Genomic DNA, 18,593 nt, shown 5'->3' with positions numbered 1-18,593 from the left:
TGAATGAACATTTATGTGATAAAAGATTTTTTTAAAAAAGGCTGATTTTTCAAAAAAAAGTCTACACATTTTAATAAATTTCGTCTATACTGTACTATAACAAGAATGAAATAAATAAACTGTATTAATAAAGGAGGAGTTTTATTATGTTAATCAGTCCAGTTGAGTTTTTCCGTACTTTACCTAAGAAGCAATGTTCAGAATGTGGTCAGCACATGGAGGAACAAGCAGAGAGCTATTTTATGGAATGTGAAAAATGTTTAGCAAAAAAAGAAGAATAGCTTGAAAAGCTCTCCGCTTGGAGAGTTTTTTTGTTATTTCAAATGCCATGTAATGATTAATTTTTTCCTTTTAGGTGAGATTTAGGAAGGCATAATCCCATTTCTTCATGCAAAACCTTTACATAAGGAGATGATATGCATGGCTATAAAGACTGATTCCCAGAGTTATCGAAATAGAAACGTAATAAAAGAGACTGTTATCAATAATACGAAAACAGTTTCGGGGGATTCTGTAGATGAACTTAGAAACCTAGAAGAAGCAAACACCTTGATCACCGGCGATGAAATTAAACAGCAAAATGAAAATCTGTAGAAAGAAAAGAAAAGACTGTCAATCATCCTTGACAGTCTTTAGTGAAGAGTGGTTTCTTAAATTTGCGGAAGTTCTCTCATTTCTTGAAGCATTTCATTGCCACACATTGGGCATAGTAAGTCATCTGCAACGAAGTCTTTTCTCATCCACCCTATGCAGGCTTCGGCAATGCATGAATAGATCTCAGTATTAACTAGGATCGTTTCAACTTCTTCTTCTTTAGCTCTTTTACCGTAAAAAATGGGAACCGCCTCCTTTTTTATTAGTATGCACAAAAAAGCAGCTTTTCATTTCCAGAATTCTTTAGGAGTTGTGAAAAAGATGACCAATCAAAGCAGATATACATCAGTAGGAACTGATATTGACGAAGTAAAGCGGTTAAACCTCCAATCTGGTTTGAGTTATAATGAAGTAAAGAGATTACTTGCGGAAAGATATCTTGATATTAAAAAGGAATAGAGGATGACTAACCCTCAAGCAATCGGGCTTGAGGGTTTGATTTTTTTCCTAATGATTTCCTTCTCTATGTTCGATTGATATATTTTCCTGATGTCCTTTTGAGAGCAGTTTATCTTTTTTCCGGTTTTCTTTGGATTGAAAAATAATATCAAAATCGTAATCATCAGGATATAGCTCTTTTGCTGCGATATATAAAGTGATTCTTTTGTGGTTGATTGCTTGCTTTTCCCCTTTTATTTGTACAACGTAATTTCCGAGAGGGTCCGGACCTGAATAGATAATCCCAAACTCATTGGCAGGTGAAATTTTTACATTGTCTCCCTGTAGGAAGAGCGGGATTTTCACCTCCATTTTCGTTCTTTTCTTTACGTCCTTATATTTATTAATAATTACCTGTTTTACCAATTCCTTTAGCTTCCATGCATCTGTAATATCAGTTGTAAATTGCTTTTCTTCTTTATAAGTGATAGTATGAGCCCTCTCAAGAATTCTCGGATGTATACCCAGTTTTAATGCGATTGCAAAGGCCTGACTCTCTCCTCCTCTTCCAATGTGTAAACGATAGGTCGGACTTAAACTGGTTAAATCAAACTCCATCGATCCATTAATAAATCCAGGATGTGTTTCAGCAAGAACTTTGATTTCACTATAATGGGTTGTTGCCAGAATAGTCGCCCCCTTTTCATACAGGGTTTCTAAAATCGCTGTAGCGAGCCCCATTCCTTCACCAGGGTCGGTGCCCGAACCTAATTCATCTAATAAGACCAAGGTGCGGTGCTGGGTTTCTTTTAATATTTCAATAATATTAACGATCCGTGAGCTAAACGTACTTAGATTTTCTGTAATACTTTGCCCATCCCCAATATCGACTAGAATGCGCTCAAATATATTCAGACTACTTTCTGGTGCAGCCGGAATATGAAGACCGCATTGGACCATTAAGGTTAAGAGACCCACCGTTTTAATCGTTACCGTTTTGCCGCCTGTATTTGGTCCGGTAATGACTAATGCATGCTGTTCATTACTTAAAGTAAAGGAAAGAGGGACAGCTTTTTCCCCTAAAAGCGGGTGTTTTGCAGAAATTAAATTCAACTCACCAGATTCGTTTATACTTACCTTTGAGCCATTAATCGAGCGCCCATACTTTGCTTTTGCAAATAAAAAATCGTAATGAACCATCGTTTCCATCGCCATACGAATTTGCCGCTCTTTTTCTTCAACCAATCCCGTTAAATAATTTAAAACCCTTTGAACTTCGACCTCTTCATCCCCGAATAACCAATTTAATTGGTCTTGAAATATCGCAATCTCTTCAGGTTCCATAAAAAGAGTTGAACCAGAAGCAGAAGTATCTAAGACCACTCCCTTTATTTTGTTCCGGTATTCTTTTTTAATAGGGATCACATAGCGGCCATTTCGCTGACTAATTACATTCTCCTGTAAATAATTTTTATATTTATTGGAGCGAATCAACTGAAGAGTTTTTTCTTTTAGCCTTTCCTCTTGAATTGCTATTTGTTTCCTCAATTTTAATAACTCTTTACTAGCATAATCATCAACTCGGCCATTTCGGATACAGCGGATAATCTCACCCGCAAGATCCGGCAATTCATCAATTCCATCGACGTAAGAAGATACTCTTGGGGCATAGTATACTTTATCTTTCATATATCTGCGCATCTTCCCACAGCAATCCAAAAAATCATAAAGCTTAGCTAGCTGGTCAGCCCTAAGTACAACTCCTTTATTCATGTTATTTAACAATGCATCCATCCCATCCAAACCATGAACAGGAACACTTGCACTCTTTTTTAAAATCTCGACAGCCTCAGACACTTCTTCAAGCCATGCTTCAATTTGCTTCAAATTGGTCGATGGTGTCAGGCACTCGATTTTTGCCTGCCCTTCTTTCGTTAAGGCAAAATTTGCAATGGTTTCTTTGATTTGCTGAAATTCCAACGTATTAAAAGTATGTGAATTCACTTTGTTAACCTCCTAAATAATTGACGATGGTAATGATTGTTGATTTGATTTTGGCACTATGTTGATTGGAGCGGAAATCAACAGTAGTGAAAGAGAATAAAAATAGCCGCAATGAACAATGTCATTGCGGCTAGATGAAATAAACTCATTCACTCATCCTACATACAAAATATTTACCCAAAATAAAAACTGTCTACACGGAGGTACACAGCTACATTGGTAAAGATGTATGCTAATGATGCCCATTGTTCTTAACTCCATTCCTAAACATAGCTAAATAAGCCCTTAATCAAGTGAAATTTGAAAAGGGGAATTAGGAATGAACATATCCAATTAATTGGATTAGTTAAGAACGACACCTAACATAAAACATACTCCTTTAAACACTAAGTTTTTAGAAAAATTTAATTCTTATAAAGAATATAATAACTGACAACACTTGTCAATTTAGTATTTGCTTCATTTTATAGAATATGCAAATAAAAATCCAATGCTCCGTAGAGAAGGATGAAATGATATAGTTTTCATTTTCAGGTCCTTGGGTTTGTTCACAAATTATCCATATCTTTTTTCTGCTAACTTCTTTATCTTAAAAGTAGGAGGGATATTTATGAAAAAGATTTATTTAATTTGCAGTCTTGCTGTGCTTATCGGAATTGCAGCAGGAATTTCTTTCTTTCTCGTACGTGATGCAAATGCTAAAATACCTGCAGAGGTTACATTGATAAACCAAAATGGTGATTCTTATAATTTTGGTAAGGATAAAACCAAACTAAAACTTGTAGAGTTTATCTATACCCATTGCCCTGACATTTGTCCTACTACAACACAAAAGATGATTGCCTTGAAAAAAGATTTTCAGAAGGTTGGCGTTTTTGGGAAGGATATTGAATTTTTGACAATTACCATTGACCCTTATAGAGATACACCACAAATATTAACCGATTATATGCAAGGATTTGAGATTGAAAATAATGAGGATTGGTTATTCTTAACAGGAGATAAACAGAACATTAAAAAAGACCGAGCAGAGATCAAAAAAGTCACCGATGCCATGCAGTTTCAGTTTAAAGATCCTGGAAACGGCCAATTCGTACACTCCACCTTTACCTTTTTAATTGATGAGAACAATAAATTTATTAACAAGTTTCCAATGGGAGAAGACTTTGACAAACAAGAAGTCTACGATCAAGTCATGGATGAATTAGAGTAACAAAAAAGCGATTAGTCCGTTTGGAATAATCGCTTTTTAATTTCTAGATTTTGTCCCTAGCTTATGTTTGTTATTTAATTCACAGAAGAAGGGTAATTTTTTATTTTCTGCAGTGACAAGAGGTAATTGGATTTTGGTTTGGTTAAGCTCGCTTTAATACCAGCCTTTTTTAACTTGTTAACAAGTTCAGTTAGTTGATTTTTTGTCATCCATCTCACACCTTCTTTTACTTGCTTCTATACCCAATTCTACAACAAAAATATGAATAAAGTGTGAAATCGGATAAATTTTTTTAGAAAATTTTTCTTATAAACTTTTTATTGACGAAAAGAATTCGCTCTTCTTCTGTTTTAATGGTATAATCAGTAGATATTTTGTTTTGGAGGATGTTTTAAATATGATTACTGTAAGTAACGTAGGTTTACGATATGGAGACCGAAAATTATTTGAAGATGTAAATATTAAATTTACACCTGGGAACTGCTACGGACTAATCGGTGCCAATGGTGCAGGAAAATCAACCTTTTTAAAAATTCTATCTGGTGAAATTGAAGCACAATCAGGAACTGTTCAGCTCGGACCTAATGAACGGATGGCTGTGTTAAAACAAAACCATTTCGAATATGAAGAGTATGAGGTCTTAAAGACGGTTATCATGGGTCATACGCGCCTGTATGAAGTCATGCAAGAAAAAGATGCAATCTATATGAAGGAAAACTTTACAGATGAAGACGGTATGAAAGCCGCTGAACTTGAAGGCGAATTCGCCGAATTAAACGGCTGGGAAGCTGAACCTGAAGCGGCCATCCTTTTAAAAGGTCTTGGTATTGGAGAAGATCTTCATTATAAAACAATGGCGGAATTGACAGGTTCTGAAAAAGTGAAGGTGTTGCTTGCACAGGCTTTATTCGGCAGACCTGACGTTTTACTACTGGACGAACCAACAAACCACTTGGACATTAAAGCAATCCAATGGCTTGAGGAATTCTTAATTAACTTTGAAAATACTGTAATTGTTGTTTCCCATGATCGTCATTTTTTAAATAAGGTATGTACACATATCGCTGATCTTGACTTTGGTAAAATTCAAATCTACGTGGGTAACTACGATTTTTGGTATGAATCAAGCCAATTAGCATCCAAGTTAACTTCCGACGCTAACAAGAAGAAAGAAGAAAAGATTAAAGAATTGCAAGCTTTCATCGCACGATTTAGTGCAAATGCATCTAAATCTAAACAAGCAACTTCAAGGAAAAAGTTACTGGACAAAATCACTCTCGATGATATCAGGCCTTCCTCGCGCCGGTACCCGTTTGTTGGCTTTACACCAGACCGCGAAATCGGAAATGATTTATTACATGTCGAAGGATTAACAAAAACCATTGATGGGGTTAAGGTCCTAGATAATATCAGTTTCTTTGTAAATAAGGGGGATAAAATTGCTCTTGTTGGTACAAACGAACTTGCAAAAACAACCCTTTTTAAAATTCTAATGGGTGAAATGGAAGCAGACAGTGGTACCTTTAAATGGGGAATTACCACTTCACAAGCTTATTTCCCTAAGGATAACTCTGAGTACTTTGAAAACAGCGACTTAAATCTCGTGGATTGGCTCCGTCAATTCTCACCTAAAGATGACAGTGAAAGCTTTTTACGTGGATTTTTAGGTAGAATGCTTTTCTCTGGTGAAGAGGTGCTTAAAAAGGCTAGTGTCCTTTCCGGAGGAGAAAAGGTTCGCTGCATGCTTTCTAAAATGATGTTAAACGGCGCAAATGTTCTTTTATTAGATGAACCAACCAACCATTTAGACTTAGAATCAATCACAGCATTGAATAACGGATTAATTAATTTTAAAGGTTCATTGCTCTTCGCTTCTCATGACCATCAGTTTATACAAACAATTGCTAATCGAATTTTTGAATTAACCCCAAATGGCTTAATGGATAAACAAATGAGCTATGATGAATATTTAGAAAATGATGAAATTCAAAAACAAGTAGTTGAAATGTATAAATAGGGATAAAAGGGTCACCTCGATTGAGGTGACCCTTTTTCATTAGCTTCTCTTTTGTTTTCTTCTAGATGAAGGTTCTGTTCTAGAACCTGTCTCAGTTGTTGTTGTTCCTTGTCCCTCCACTTGAGAGGAAGCCAAGCCTATCGTTGATGGATCCTTTTTACGTTTTCCCATATTTGTACACCTCCCCTATTAGTTTTTGGAGGATTAATGCTAGTTATTCCGAATAATTCAGATAAACTGAGGCAAGATAAACTAGAAGAGGAGGTGTTTTGTATGGCAAAAATTGGTGTAGAACAATCTCTTACACAAGTTCAACAAGTTCTGCGTGAAAAGGGACATGATGTAGTTGAATTAAAGCAGGAGTCGGACGCCCAGAATTGCGATTGTTGTGTTGTTACAGGACTAGATTCAAATGTAATGGGTATGCAGGATACCAGTACAAAGGGTTCTGTTATCGATGCAAACGGACTATCCGCTGACGAAGTATGTCAACAAGTTGAAAGCAGACTACAATAATTGATCCAAATTCAAAGACTAAAGGGTTTACTTTAGTCTTTTTTGTTTTCATCTTTTATGTATAATTCTATTTGCTATAATGCTATTCGCAACAATATTACACAAAAATAAGCCATGATAAGGCCTCACTTATCATAGCTTTTTCATTTTTCTAAAATTTCCTAGTAAGTTTATTTTTAAAACCAATTATAATCCCTATTAATGCAATAATTATTACACCATATATGAGATTAATATTGGATAACTGCTTTTCTTTTTGTTTCTTTTTAGAGGATGTTTCATTTTTCACTTCAACCTTAACAGGAACTGGTTCTTTGAATTTAAGTGGAACGAACTGAACTACTTGTCCATTAATATTACTTTTAATAGCAAGTACTCCCTGATTATTTAATACCCTTGTACTTCCTTTGGTGGATTCTGTAATTAAGGTATTTTTTTCCGGGAAGTATTCTTTATTGTCTAATTTATAAATATCACTTTGCAATAGTGTTACATGTTGAAAGTTTTTAAATCCATAATTAAACAAGCTGGCCGTATCATCATATTTATCTCTTGGCAGTTCAGAGTTTAGAACCACAACAGTCAGCCTTATTTTCGGATTAGCTGCAGTAGTAGCCAATGTTTGTTTTGCTTTAACTGTATATCCTGTTTTCCCCCCAGTTACTCCTGGGTAGGCAAACTCCCCTTTCAGCATTTTATGGTGGGTCAGGATATTCGTTTTCCATGATTTCCCGTTCCACTTTAGCACTTTCGTTCCAAAGATTTCTGCAAAGACAGGATTCTTGATCGCATAATTAGTTATAATTCCCATATCCCTTGCCGTGGTATAATGGTTCTTATCAAACAAACCATTGGGATTGATAAAATGGGTGTGGTTAACACCTATAGTTGTTTTTAAATAGTTATTCAAATGCACAGCAAACTGTTCGACATTTCCATCTATGTGTTCTGCAATGGCTACAGCTGCATCATTACCTGAATTAACTAACATTCCCTGGATCAATTGCTTTAAAGTGATCTTTTCCCCTTCTTCTAAATAAACCCTTGTTCCATCTTGCCTCACAGCATTGGCACTAACCGTAACCATGCTATTCAAATTGCCCTTTTCAATCGCATAAATTGCTGTGGCTATTTTTGTTAGACTTGCAGGGTACATCTTTTTATCTGCATTTTTTGCATACAGAACAGCACCCGTATCAGAATCTAAAAGTATAGCCCCTTTACTTTTTAGGTTAGGTTGTCCATTATTAGCAGCTATCGGGCTTAAATGGTTCGAACAAACAAGTAGGATTACAAAGATAACGGATACAAATTTTTTCATTAAATAACACCCAACTTTTACATTATTTCCTATTAAATCTTAACAGATTGTATTGCAAAATAATAGATTAAATTAGGATATCTATTGGGAATCAATTACAGAAATAGAAAAATCGGCTGGTATCACACCAACCGAAAATTGGACTAGTTTCTTTTTTTTGATATAAGCATAGTAATTTGCGACATGATCATCGGTAATGATGATTTTCTCCGGTATGCCAAGTATTTGGGTTCCCAAATGTTTGTATATTTTTCTTTAAATTTACGCAGACCTTGGAAGTGGTAAAAAAAATGGCCATGCAGGAAAATTTGCGCAGCAATTTTCTCGCTTAAAAATGAGAATCTTGAGAGTCCTACATTTGCCAATGGTGCCATGCCCATATTGAAACGAGCATACCCTTGTTCTTTTGCCCAATCAAATAAACACAAAAAAAGAAAATCAATTGCACCTGATGCGGCTTCTGGTTTAAACCTCATTAAATCAACAGAAATCGTTTGATAATCATCATATACATGCATAATGCTCATAAAACCAAGAATCTGCTTTTGTTCATTTCTTACAATCGCAATTGGTGCCTTATTTAAATAATCCTCAGAAAAGAAACCTAGTGAAAAACCTTTTTCCTCTCTTCCTTGCAGCCATTCATTAGATATCTCTCTTAATTCTTCTAAAAGGTCTATTGAATGTGGAGGGGTTATCATCTCGTATGAATAATCAGCACGAACAAATTTATTTCGTAATGCACGCAACCCTTTCATTTTGGATCCTGATAAGGAAAAGTATTTCAAATCTACAAATGCCTCTTCACCTAACTTAAAAAAAGCAAAACCATGCCCATGCAGATAAGGAAGCATATCATCACTAACTTGATAAAAAACAGGCGTATAGCCATGTAAATCAGCAATTTCCTGAAACTCCTCTATTGCATTTGATATTTCGTCTTTTTCCCCTATGGGATCTCCAAGAATGACCAGCTTGTCTGCAAATTGCTGAAAGGAAATTAATACATTCTTTTTACTGTTCCAAAATATAAATTTATCATGTAAAAAGATTAAATGCGATAACACCTTACCTTGATACTTCGATAAATGGTCAACAATATCTTTTTCACGGTTTTCAGATCGCTCTAAAATCCAACTTTTCGGCAAACTGATTAAATATCCAAACATAAGAATGAATAGAGCGATAACAAGCCCAATTGCTGCACTCATAAATAAATCGTGATAATCAACTATTACATAGGGTAAAAGTTTGGGTGGTATTTCTATTTTAGAAATCGGTAAATTCAGATAACCAATTATGAGATACATTGATGTAATTACAAGAATAATTATTATATCAAAAATCGTTTTTCCCCAAGTTAACACATAACTCTCTCGATAAAATTGACCCTTTGACATCCGGAGCAACAAGGCGACAATAATTAAAAAGATCGCTTCTTCATAATCAATTCCTTTAAAGATAGAGAACAATGCGGCCAGTATTAAAGCGAACATCGTTAGCTCGTACGCTCGCTTAACACTATACTCAATTCCCCGGGATAAACCTAATAGTAAAAATCCAGCGGCAACAGATAATTGGTGCGAAACATTAATAATTGGAAAGGATAAAAGTTCTTGTGCAACCTTTAACCGGGACATAATTCCAGGCACACTAGCTGATAACAGCAGGATTAGACCAGAAAGGAAAATCAGCATGGTTAAAATGACATGACTTAATCTTTGTACCACGGCTTTAGGAAGATCATTCCAAGTTTGATTCCATTTTTTCCAATAAAGCTTAATAAAGAAAACTAGGCTAATAAAAAATGGGAGAAAGTAATAGCCAACCCGATAAAATAGTAATAATACAAGTACCTTTTCTTCAGAGAAATGTAAATCTTGCATCCCCCAAATAAATACCAAATCAAAAGAACCTAAGCCGCCTGGGATCATACTAATAATACCGGCACATGCAGCTACAATATAAACAGGAAAAAGATTTGCTGCAGAGATAGAAATTCCTAGAGTCCGGCATAAAATCCAAATGGCTAAAAATACTGCAAACCATTCGATAATGGATATCATAATTAGCTTCAAGGTACTATTGGCACTAACTAGCGATGGACTTCCTTTTCTTGATTTTAAGATATGTATAAATAAAAATAGTGGTAAATATAAACCAACACCCACAACTGCAAAATAGAGCCATTTTGTGTCAACAAACAACGGAAAGTTACGAAAATTGTTTGTGACGATCCATGATAGCACTGAAATACCAGTTAAATAAAATAATGATACGGATGCAATAACCCCTAAAAGTTTGCGCTTGTCCGGTTCGTGCTTATGAAAGAAATACGTCCGTAACATTGCCCCGATTATTCCACCAAAGCCAATTAAATTTGAAAACGAATTAGCAATAAATGATTGCTCTAATAAATCTCTGATTGGAACTTTTAATTTTAATATTCGTACTAGAACCACATCGTAAAGCAACATGGGTAAGACAGCTATAAAGGTGATAAATATTATAAATAGAAGGCGCCCCATATCAAGTTGACTTAGTTCTTCCTTAAGTAAGTCCATATTTATGTTTTGAGTAAATTTTTTGATTTCGACAATTGCAAAGATTAACAGTAACAATGGAAAAATAAATTTTAGCGCCTTTAATATTCTTTCTTTTCTAATCCCCAACAAGCTAACCACCTAATTATTTGCGAATTAATTAGCAACATCTAATTTACATAGAAACACATTTCCTGTTTTTACTATAAACTTTTCTAATAGAAAAACAAAGAAAAATTATCTCACTCTATAGGGTGTTACTTCTTATTCTAGACATTTTTATTTATGTTCAACCATGTTTGAAGGTATAAGTGTTAACCAAAACAACTCAAATCTCACAAAAAAATAGACAAGTTTTCTCCCCCACTTAGCATAAGTATAAAGTAGGACAAATTTATGAGGGGGTACGAAATGAAATTTTTAGTCTTTAAAAAGGAAACACTTCTATTCTTTGTCGCAATAGGGGTTGTACTTTTCTCCCTGTCAGCCTGGTTCATGTTAAAAGCCGGGGATATAACTGTTTTTAATCAGCAATCGAAAGATATCCGTGAAATTCACATGGTTACTGCAGAATTCAGTACGAAAATGAAAAATGGAAAAGAAATGGAGGCTTATCGCTGGGATCCCGGGACAGTATTTTTAGAGAAAGGTGAAAAAGTAAGGTTATTTATTAGCGGAATCAACGGTGAAGAGCACCCCTTTTATATAGAAGGAACTAAAATAAAAGGGACCGTCAAAAAGGGCGAAGAAACAATTGTTCCCTTACAATTTGAAAAAGAAGGTACGTATCGGTTAATTTGTGAAGTCCATTCCGATCGCTCACATAATGGTCCAATGATTGCTTATATAGTAGTGGATTAAAACAGGGGATTCTTCTCCTGTTTTTTTTCATGATAAAAGAACTGCTGTTTCAATCTTTTTTAATGGTAACACCTTGTTTTTATAAATTTCTTCATATATAACAGTTTTGAAATTTACGAAGATAATTATAGTACAGTTTGGAAATTTATTCTATAAAACTATATTAACAATCTGATGACATTACTAATTATCCCCTTTAAATAGGACTTCACAAAACGTTAACAATTGTTACTAATATACGTGCCTTTTTTCACAAAAAACCTGTTATACTCGATTTATAGAAGAAACAACCAAACTGTTATATTGTTTTATAAAAAATATGAGGTGATTACTAATGGAACAATGGACTGGATTTACAAAAGGTGCTTGGTCAAAAGAAGTAAACGTTCGCGATTTTATCCTTAATAATTTTTCTCCTTTCGAAGGGGATGATTCATTTTTAGCAGGTCCTACAGAAGCTACCACTAAACTTTGGGCACAGGTAATGGAATTAACCAAACAAGAGCGCGAAAAGGGCGGCGTATTGGATATGGACACTGAAACCGTATCTACAATAACTTCCCATGGACCTGGTTACCTTAACGAAGACCTTGAAAAAATTGTTGGTGTACAAACCGATAAACCGTTTAATCGTTCCATGCAGCCATTTGGTGGGATCCGTATGGCGAAAGCAGCTTGTGAAGCTTATGGGTACCAATTAAACCCTGAAATTGAAAAAATCTTTACTGAGTTCCGTAAAACTCACAATCAAGGTGTTTTCGATGCCTACACAGATGAAATGATGCTTGCTCGTAAAGCTGCAATTATTACCGGTCTTCCTGATGCTTATGGACGCGGCCGCATTATTGGGGATTATCGCCGCGTTGCTCTCTACGGTGTTGATTTCTTAATCCAAGAAAAGCAAAAGGACCAAAAGAACACTAGCAAGGTAATGACTGAAGATAATATGCGCCTTCGTGAAGAACTTGCTGAACAAATTCGTGCATTAAAAGAACTAAAGGAAATGGCAAGCAGCTATGGATTTGATATTAGTCAACCAGCTAAAAATACGGCTGAAGCATTCCAATTTGTGTACTTTGGATACTTAGCAGCGATTAAGGAACAAAACGGTGCCGCGATGAGCCTTGGCCGCGTGTCAACATTCCTAGATATTTACGTAGAAAGAGATTTGAAAAACGGAACAGTAACCGAAGAAGAAGTACAAGAAATAGTCGACCACTTTATTATGAAGCTACGTCTTGTAAAATTTGCCCGCACACCAGATTATAATGAATTATTCAGTGGAGACCCTACATGGGTAACAGAATCAATCGGCGGTATGGCAAATGATGGTCGTTCCCTAGTAACGAAAAACTCATTCCGCTTCCTGCATACATTAGACAACTTAGGTGCTGCACCAGAACCAAACTTAACAGTTTTATGGTCACCGCAGTTACCCGAAAACTTTAAGAAATATTGTGCGAAAATGTCCATCAAAACTAGCTCGATTCAATATGAAAACGACGATATTATGCGCCCAGAATATGGGGATGACTATGGAATTGCTTGCTGTGTTTCAGCAATGGAAATTGGTAAGCAAATGCAGTTCTTTGGTGCCCGTGCTAACCTTGCAAAAGCACTCCTATACGCTATTAACGGCGGCGTAGATGAAAAATTAAAAATTCAAGTGGGACCACAATATCAGCCAATTACATCTGAAGTATTAAACTATGAAGAAGTCATGCAAAAATTCGATCTTGTGATGGAATGGCTTGCTGGTCTTTATATCAACACCTTAAATGTCATTCACTATATGCATGATAAATACAGCTATGAAAGAATTGAAATGGCCTTACACGACACTAAGATTCTTCGTACGATGGCAACAGGTATCGCTGGTCTTTCCGTTGTCGCTGATTCACTAAGTGCGATTAAATACGGTGAAGTCAAGGTAATCCGTGATGAAAATGGTCTGGCGGTTGATTTCGAAACAACTGGGGACTTCCCTAAATACGGAAACAACGATGACCGAGTCGATGCGATTGCTGTAGAAGTGCTTAAAACCTTTATGAAAAAACTTCGTAAGCACCAAACTTACCGTGATTCTGTTCACACACTATCAATCTTAACGATTACATCTAACGTAGTCTACGGAAAGAAAACCGGTAATACACCTGATGGACGTCGTATGGGAGAACCATTTGCACCAGGTGCTAACCCGATGCACGGCCGTGACACAAAAGGAACACTAGCTTCACTATCTTCAGTTGCGAAGCTTCCATACAACTATGCGATGGATGGAATTTCAAATACCTTCTCAATCGTGCCTAAAGCATTAGGTAAAGAGGAAGAAAGCCAAACCCGTAACCTTGTATCAATCCTAGATGGATATGCTATTAAATCAGGTCATCACTTAAACGTTAACGTCTTTAATCGCGAAACATTAATTGATGCAATGGAACACCCAGAGCTTTACCCACAATTAACAATCCGTGTTTCTGGATATGCAGTTAACTTCATTAAATTAACAAAAGAACAACAGTTAGACGTTATTAATCGAACATTCCACGAATCACTATAATCAAGCCAACCGGGGCCCTTTTATTAGGTCCCTGGTAAACCAAGGGGGATCATTAACATGAACGGAAATATTCATTCAATCGAAACATTAGGTACAGTCGACGGACCAGGTATCCGCTATGTTATTTTTACACAAGGCTGCCTATTGCGGTGCCAGTTTTGCCATAATGCTGATACGTGGGAAATTGGCAGCGGCAAAGAAATGACTGTTTCCGATATCATGGATGATCTTATGTCCTATCTGCCTTTTATTCAGTCTTCTGGTGGTGGAATTACAGTGAGCGGTGGTGAACCCTTGCTGCAAATCCCTTTCTTAACAGAATTATTTAAGGAATGTAAAAAGAAAGGGATTCATACGACCATTGACTCTTCCGGTGGCTGCTTCTCTCATTCAAAGCTTTTTGTTGACCAATTAGAGGAATTGCTTCAGTATACTGATTTAATCCTATTGGATCTGAAACATATTAACCGGAAAAAACATATTCAATTAACAGGAATGGCTAATGACCATATTCTTGAATTTGCAACATTCTTATCCAATCATCATGTTCCTATCTGGGTGCGCCACGTACTCGTTCCAACGATAACAGATGATCCTGATGATTTAACAAAACTTGGTGAATTTATTGGGACACTTAATAACGTCCAAAAGATTGAAATTCTTCCCTATCACAAACTCGGTGTTTATAAGTGGGAAGCACTCGGACATGAATATCAACTCCATTCTATTGAGCCGCCCACAGAGGAAAATGTGGAGTTTGCCTATAAAAAAATAACTGCACACTGGAATGCACCAATCCAAAAACACTGATTCGGTTTGAATCAGTGTTTTTAGATACTGTGCATAATTTGGAAACTTTAATACTTATCCTATAGGCCAATAAGTAAATATCTGCATAATCTGGCATTTTGGCAAGTATTAAATTGATTCTTTACCTTATCTCCTATATACTCATATCATTGACATTTAAGTGAGGTGATAATATTTGTTTCAATTGCTTATCGACAGTTCAGATATAAATGCCCTTAACGCTCTTTATGTAAGTATTTTTTTAGGAATTGCTTTAAAGTTATTATGGGCATGGAGTGTGGAATATTCTTTTGTTGGTTCCTTATCTGATCCAGCAAGGACAAATATTATTCACCCATTGGTACTTTATCTTAAGAAAAGTTGTTTAAATGGCAGCTTTATTCTGAAAAGAATTGTTATATATTTTCGTAGAAAAGAATATTCACAGGATGATTCTGAAGAACCTGTTTCCTCCCTTTTTTGTCCATAAAAATTAATAAACCATTCTAGGAGGAAATATGAAAAACAAACGATCTTCTATTATTTTTGTAACAATGTTAGCTTTAACGACTTTATTATTATCTGCATGTTCGTCCCAAACAAAAAGTGGAAACAACAATAGTGGATTTTTCCATACTTACTTTGTCGAACCTTTTTCAAATTTTATCCATTATTTAGCGGAACTTTTTAATGGAAATTATGGTTTGTCCATAATTCTTGTTACTCTGATTATAAGGCTTGCCCTAATGCCGCTTATGTTAAGGCAGTATAAAAATCAAATGGCAATGAAGGAAAAAATGGATGTGTTGAAGCCTGAAATGGATGTCATTCAGACTAAAATGAAAACCGAAAAGGATCCAAAGAAAAAGCAGGAACTTCAAGCAGAAATGATGGGACTTTATAAAAAGCATGGGGTTAATCCTTTAAATATGGGCTGTCTTCCATTGCTAATCCAAATGCCTATTCTAACTGGTTTCTATTATGCGATTCGTGGTTCAGAAGAGATAAAAACTCATGAGTTTTTATGGTTCAGCCTAGGAAATCCTGACATCATTATTACGATTATTGCCGGGGTTATTTACTACTTCCAATTTAAAGTTTCTCAGTCAAATATGCCTTCCGCCCAGGCAGACCAAATGAAATATATGGGTTTACTCTCCCCATTAATGATTGTTATGTTTTCATTTAACGCACCCGCAGCCCTTCCTCTTTATTGGGTAGTCGGTGGTACGTTCCTGATTATTCAAACAATGATTAGTAAAAGTCTTTATCAAACCAATAAGACACCAAAAGTTCAAGTCAAACAAAAATAGTCAGATTGAAAAAGAAGCGTCCTTGGATGCTTCTTTTTTTGGGTAGTTATTTGCCATTAATTTGACAGTTTTCTTACCTTTGCAACCTGCCTTTTAATTGGGTGCTTATCTCAGCCCATTCATCATGAAGGATACTAAAAAATACTGTATCCCTTAGATATCCATCTGATATAATCCGATCTTTCCGTAATACTCCTTCTCTCACGGCACCGATTCTTGCAATCGCCTTTTGGGATCTTATATTTCGAGAGTCCGTTTTTAATTGAACACGAGTAAGGTTCCAAACATCAAATGCATGTCTTAATAAAAGAAATTTACATTCAGTATTTACTTTGGTCCGCCATACATCCGGGTGATACCACGTCGAGCCAATTTCCGCACTATTATGGTTTGGGAGTATATCTAAGAATCGTGTGCTCCCAATGATATGTTCATTGTTGTCTACAACCGTAAAGGTATAATCTGTTCCATGTTCACGTGCTTTTATGGCAGAGTCTATCATTCGTTCCATATCCTCTTTTGAGCGAATTTTTGTCGCCATATACGTCCAGATTTCATCTGGTTCCGCTGCTTCCCACAAACCGTCTAAATGATCCATACTGACAGGAATTAATTTTACCGTTTCCCCTTGTAAAGAAAATAGATCGTTCCATAATTTAGTCATTAATCATTCTCTCCCTTTTTCATAAGAAAAAGACTGCGGGCTTTGCTCCACAGTCCTCCTTTTATGCATCTTGAAAATATTCCTTGTAAAAGCCGCCTACTTTTCCTGTATTATCAACAATGTAATAAAATTCTTCAGTCTCGTTTTTTACATCATAGACTTTCCCAGCCGTTAAAGCATTATTAACAAGATATTTTTTGGCATCCGTATGAACGCATTTTATCTTTTTGATTGTTTCACGATCACGCCATGATAGATGAATCATTGCTGCACCCTTCCTTTCGTTCTTTGTCCCACTCCTAGTATAATCAAAATGGCTGGTGGTGCGCAACAAAATCAATGCATTAAGAAATTGTGAACTATTTAAAAATTTTATTAATTTTGGGTTCTCAAATGGTCAAAAAACCATTACAATTATAAAAACTGAATATTCAATCCATTTTCTTGAGGAGGCATTCATAAGTATGAAAATTATGAGTAATGAGCAATTAGTTGTTTCGTATCGGGATGCATTAAAGTCTGACAAGGAAAAAGAATGGATTAAGATTTTAAAAGATGAAATCAAACGCCGCGGCCTAAAACCATTTAAAAATCGTTAACACGAAAAAACCGCTGAAAGGCTTCAGCGGTTTTTCATTTTCATCTCATTACTTGTAAACGCGTTAGGATAAAAGGATAATTCTTTAAGTACTCCTGCAATCTTTTCCGCTGCCTCCACTGGATTATCAGCAAAAATCTCAATGAATTCCCCTTCATACTCTTGTTTCGCATGGTCATACCTTGGATCATAATAGTGTTCAAGTAAATTGCGAATCATATCCGGATAATTTCGATCAGATAACGTTTGGATAAGTGAATTTCTGATGTCAATCGCTTTAATGCGTCTTAACACTTTTTCAATCCCATCAGAAATCTTATCAAAATACCATGGCTCATTCTGATAAGGATGTACATATTCCGCCACAAGATGTGCTACCCTTTGTTCAATCGAGGTATTTAGGTTGATATTAATACCTCTCATCTTTTTATCCATTAGTTCCTCGGTTTGGACTGCTTTTCCGATTCTTTTGCTTTCTGCTTCCACGAGAAAGTATTCAGCACCCTTTATTTCGGTAAGCCCTTTGTATAGTAAGGAGTCAAATGTTTTTTGATTATGACCATCCCCCAGGCCAATTGTTCCGAATATCGAACCGCGATGCCCTGCCATCTCTTCAAGATCTAAAATTGGATAGCCTCTTTTTTTTAAGATTTTTAAGACCTCTGTTTTCCCAACCCCTGTTAGTCCATGAAGGACAACAGCTTTGCCGGGAAGCATTGTTGGTAACTGTTCAAGAATATAGTGACGGTACTCTTTATATCCACCTACTAGCCTACTAGCATAAATACCTGCAAACTCGAGAAACGTGACCACTGCTTTACTTCTCATCCCACCTCGCCAACAATGGATAATCAGCTCGGTATCATTGGAAATGGTATTCTTTATCGTGTGCAATAGGTCAGGAATTTTAGGAGAAACAATTTCCATTGCCTTCCATTTTGCAACTGCAGGTCCTTCTTGTTTATAAATTGTGCCGATTACTTGCCGTTCGTCATCTGTGAATAATGGTACATTAATCGCTCCTGGAATTGCGCCATCCTTAAACTCAATTGGTGAGCGTATATCAATGATTACTGGGTTCTTTGTCGCGAAAAGCTCTTCGACCGTCATTTCTTTCATATCATCTACGCTCCTTAAAAAATTACTCTTAATGATTACATTA

21 protein-coding genes are annotated in these 18,593 nt (G+C 35.9%); 12 read left to right on the top strand and 9 right to left on the bottom strand.

Features of this window, described 5'->3' with window-relative positions; genetic code table 11:
• Positions 1-146: 146 nt before the first annotated feature.
• Together yhfH and M3610_RS21190 are read left to right on the top strand one after the other, a co-directional pair.
• Positions 147-281, top strand: coding sequence for a protein YhfH (yhfH, locus tag M3610_RS21195; protein WP_081825336.1), 135 nt, complete (start codon positions 147-149; stop codon positions 279-281).
• A gap of 139 nt (positions 282-420) precedes the next feature.
• Positions 421-594, top strand: a complete 174-nt coding sequence (locus M3610_RS21190; RefSeq protein ID WP_180230149.1) for a hypothetical protein — start codon at positions 421-423, stop codon at positions 592-594.
• 56 nt (positions 595-650) lie between these two features.
• Here M3610_RS21190 and M3610_RS21185 read toward each other — a convergent pair whose 3' ends face one another.
• Complete coding sequence (locus tag M3610_RS21185; RefSeq protein ID WP_251462270.1) at positions 651-869, bottom strand: cold-inducible protein YdjO-related protein; 219 nt, start codon at positions 867-869, stop codon at positions 651-653.
• A 46-nt stretch (positions 870-915) separates the two neighbouring features.
• On the opposite strand from M3610_RS21185, the gene M3610_RS21180 reads away from it, so the two are divergent.
• Complete coding sequence (locus M3610_RS21180; RefSeq protein WP_251462267.1) at positions 916-1,053, top strand: hypothetical protein; 138 nt, start codon at positions 916-918, stop codon at positions 1,051-1,053.
• Between the two features lie 48 nt (positions 1,054-1,101).
• Here M3610_RS21180 and M3610_RS21175 read toward each other — a convergent pair whose 3' ends face one another.
• Positions 1,102-3,036: an endonuclease MutS2 gene (locus M3610_RS21175; protein WP_251462263.1), complete on the bottom strand. Its 1,935-nt coding sequence runs from the start codon at positions 3,034-3,036 to the stop codon at positions 1,102-1,104.
• A 610-nt stretch (positions 3,037-3,646) separates the two neighbouring features.
• Between M3610_RS21175 and M3610_RS21170 the strand changes: the two genes are divergently transcribed.
• Positions 3,647-4,249 (top strand): SCO family protein, encoded by a 603-nt coding sequence (locus tag M3610_RS21170; protein WP_251462260.1) that lies wholly within the window; start codon positions 3,647-3,649, stop codon positions 4,247-4,249.
• Between the two features lie 74 nt (positions 4,250-4,323).
• On the opposite strand, the gene M3610_RS28065 is transcribed toward M3610_RS21170, so the two are convergent.
• Positions 4,324-4,458, bottom strand: a complete 135-nt coding sequence (locus M3610_RS28065) for a hypothetical protein (RefSeq protein WP_257148543.1) — start codon at positions 4,456-4,458, stop codon at positions 4,324-4,326.
• A gap of 188 nt (positions 4,459-4,646) precedes the next feature.
• Between M3610_RS28065 and M3610_RS21165 the strand changes: the two genes are divergently transcribed.
• Positions 4,647-6,266 (top strand): ABC-F family ATP-binding cassette domain-containing protein, encoded by a 1,620-nt coding sequence (locus tag M3610_RS21165; RefSeq protein WP_251462257.1) that lies wholly within the window; start codon positions 4,647-4,649, stop codon positions 6,264-6,266.
• Between the two features lie 39 nt (positions 6,267-6,305).
• Here M3610_RS21165 and M3610_RS21160 read toward each other — a convergent pair whose 3' ends face one another.
• Positions 6,306-6,437, bottom strand: coding sequence for a YuzL family protein (locus M3610_RS21160; RefSeq protein ID WP_098574991.1), 132 nt, complete (start codon positions 6,435-6,437; stop codon positions 6,306-6,308).
• Between the two features lie 102 nt (positions 6,438-6,539).
• Between M3610_RS21160 and M3610_RS21155 the strand changes: the two genes are divergently transcribed.
• The gene (locus M3610_RS21155; protein ID WP_098575037.1) at positions 6,540-6,782 is read left to right on the top strand and encodes a YkuS family protein; all 243 of its coding nucleotides are present in this window, start codon (positions 6,540-6,542) and stop codon (positions 6,780-6,782) included.
• Positions 6,783-6,933: 151 nt separating this feature from the next.
• Here the strand turns inward: M3610_RS21155 and M3610_RS21150 are convergent, their stop codons facing one another.
• Both M3610_RS21150 and mprF read right to left on the bottom strand, forming a co-directional pair.
• A complete protein-coding gene (locus tag M3610_RS21150) occupies positions 6,934-8,103 on the bottom strand; it encodes a D-alanyl-D-alanine carboxypeptidase family protein (protein ID WP_251462255.1) in 1,170 nt (389 codons plus the stop codon).
• A 143-nt stretch (positions 8,104-8,246) separates the two neighbouring features.
• A complete protein-coding gene (gene mprF / locus M3610_RS21145) occupies positions 8,247-10,775 on the bottom strand; it encodes a bifunctional lysylphosphatidylglycerol flippase/synthetase MprF (RefSeq protein WP_251462252.1) in 2,529 nt (842 codons plus the stop codon).
• A gap of 282 nt (positions 10,776-11,057) precedes the next feature.
• On the opposite strand from mprF, the gene M3610_RS21140 reads away from it, so the two are divergent.
• The 5 genes from M3610_RS21140 (at position 11,058) to yidC (ending at position 16,169) form a co-directional block, all read left to right on the top strand.
• On the top strand, positions 11,058-11,507 hold the full coding sequence (locus tag M3610_RS21140) for a cupredoxin domain-containing protein (RefSeq protein ID WP_098574994.1): 450 nt from the start codon (positions 11,058-11,060) through the stop codon (positions 11,505-11,507).
• 334 nt (positions 11,508-11,841) lie between these two features.
• Positions 11,842-14,067, top strand: coding sequence for a formate C-acetyltransferase (gene pflB, locus M3610_RS21135; RefSeq protein WP_098574995.1), 2,226 nt, complete (start codon positions 11,842-11,844; stop codon positions 14,065-14,067).
• A 57-nt stretch (positions 14,068-14,124) separates the two neighbouring features.
• Entirely contained in the window at positions 14,125-14,877 is a 753-nt protein-coding gene (pflA, locus tag M3610_RS21130; RefSeq protein WP_098574996.1) for a pyruvate formate-lyase-activating protein, read from the top strand.
• Between the two features lie 175 nt (positions 14,878-15,052).
• A complete protein-coding gene (locus M3610_RS21125) occupies positions 15,053-15,346 on the top strand; it encodes a hypothetical protein (RefSeq protein ID WP_251462249.1) in 294 nt (97 codons plus the stop codon).
• Positions 15,347-15,374: 28 nt separating this feature from the next.
• Positions 15,375-16,169 (top strand): membrane protein insertase YidC, encoded by a 795-nt coding sequence (gene yidC / locus M3610_RS21120; RefSeq protein WP_098574998.1) that lies wholly within the window; start codon positions 15,375-15,377, stop codon positions 16,167-16,169.
• Positions 16,170-16,242: 73 nt separating this feature from the next.
• Here yidC and M3610_RS21115 read toward each other — a convergent pair whose 3' ends face one another.
• Together M3610_RS21115 and M3610_RS21110 are read right to left on the bottom strand one after the other, a co-directional pair.
• Positions 16,243-16,833, bottom strand: a complete 591-nt coding sequence (locus M3610_RS21115) for a GNAT family N-acetyltransferase (RefSeq protein WP_251462247.1) — start codon at positions 16,831-16,833, stop codon at positions 16,243-16,245.
• A gap of 61 nt (positions 16,834-16,894) precedes the next feature.
• A complete protein-coding gene (locus M3610_RS21110; protein ID WP_026563761.1) occupies positions 16,895-17,098 on the bottom strand; it encodes a DUF6501 family protein in 204 nt (67 codons plus the stop codon).
• Between the two features lie 199 nt (positions 17,099-17,297).
• Between M3610_RS21110 and sda the strand changes: the two genes are divergently transcribed.
• Entirely contained in the window at positions 17,298-17,432 is a 135-nt protein-coding gene (gene sda, locus M3610_RS21105; RefSeq protein WP_088088631.1) for a sporulation histidine kinase inhibitor Sda, read from the top strand.
• A 23-nt stretch (positions 17,433-17,455) separates the two neighbouring features.
• On the opposite strand, the gene mnmH is transcribed toward sda, so the two are convergent.
• Positions 17,456-18,550, bottom strand: a complete 1,095-nt coding sequence (gene mnmH / locus M3610_RS21100) for a tRNA 2-selenouridine(34) synthase MnmH (protein WP_251462244.1) — start codon at positions 18,548-18,550, stop codon at positions 17,456-17,458.
• Positions 18,551-18,593: the final 43 nt, after the last annotated feature.

Source organism: Neobacillus sp. MER 74, from assembly GCF_023714155.1.
This window is presented reverse-complemented; position numbering and strand designations above follow the sequence as displayed.

Coding starts and splice junctions, on each gene's coding strand:
- yhfH (WP_081825336.1), top strand. CDS start 147: ATGTTAATCAGTCCAGTTGAGTTTTTCCGTACTTTACCTAAGAAGCAA.
- M3610_RS21190 (WP_180230149.1), top strand. CDS start 421: ATGGCTATAAAGACTGATTCCCAGAGTTATCGAAATAGAAACGTAATA.
- M3610_RS21180 (WP_251462267.1), top strand. CDS start 916: ATGACCAATCAAAGCAGATATACATCAGTAGGAACTGATATTGACGAA.
- M3610_RS21170 (WP_251462260.1), top strand. CDS start 3,647: ATGAAAAAGATTTATTTAATTTGCAGTCTTGCTGTGCTTATCGGAATT.
- M3610_RS28065 (WP_257148543.1), bottom strand. CDS start 4,458: ATGACAAAAAATCAACTAACTGAACTTGTTAACAAGTTAAAAAAGGCT.
- M3610_RS21165 (WP_251462257.1), top strand. CDS start 4,647: ATGATTACTGTAAGTAACGTAGGTTTACGATATGGAGACCGAAAATTA.
- M3610_RS21160 (WP_098574991.1), bottom strand. CDS start 6,437: ATGGGAAAACGTAAAAAGGATCCATCAACGATAGGCTTGGCTTCCTCT.
- M3610_RS21155 (WP_098575037.1), top strand. CDS start 6,540: ATGGCAAAAATTGGTGTAGAACAATCTCTTACACAAGTTCAACAAGTT.
- M3610_RS21150 (WP_251462255.1), bottom strand. CDS start 8,103: ATGAAAAAATTTGTATCCGTTATCTTTGTAATCCTACTTGTTTGTTCG.
- M3610_RS21140 (WP_098574994.1), top strand. CDS start 11,058: ATGAAATTTTTAGTCTTTAAAAAGGAAACACTTCTATTCTTTGTCGCA.
- pflB (WP_098574995.1), top strand. CDS start 11,842: ATGGAACAATGGACTGGATTTACAAAAGGTGCTTGGTCAAAAGAAGTA.
- pflA (WP_098574996.1), top strand. CDS start 14,125: ATGAACGGAAATATTCATTCAATCGAAACATTAGGTACAGTCGACGGA.
- yidC (WP_098574998.1), top strand. CDS start 15,375: ATGAAAAACAAACGATCTTCTATTATTTTTGTAACAATGTTAGCTTTA.
- M3610_RS21115 (WP_251462247.1), bottom strand. CDS start 16,833: ATGACTAAATTATGGAACGATCTATTTTCTTTACAAGGGGAAACGGTA.
- M3610_RS21110 (WP_026563761.1), bottom strand. CDS start 17,098: ATGATTCATCTATCATGGCGTGATCGTGAAACAATCAAAAAGATAAAA.
- sda (WP_088088631.1), top strand. CDS start 17,298: ATGAAAATTATGAGTAATGAGCAATTAGTTGTTTCGTATCGGGATGCA.
- mnmH (WP_251462244.1), bottom strand. CDS start 18,550: ATGAAAGAAATGACGGTCGAAGAGCTTTTCGCGACAAAGAACCCAGTA.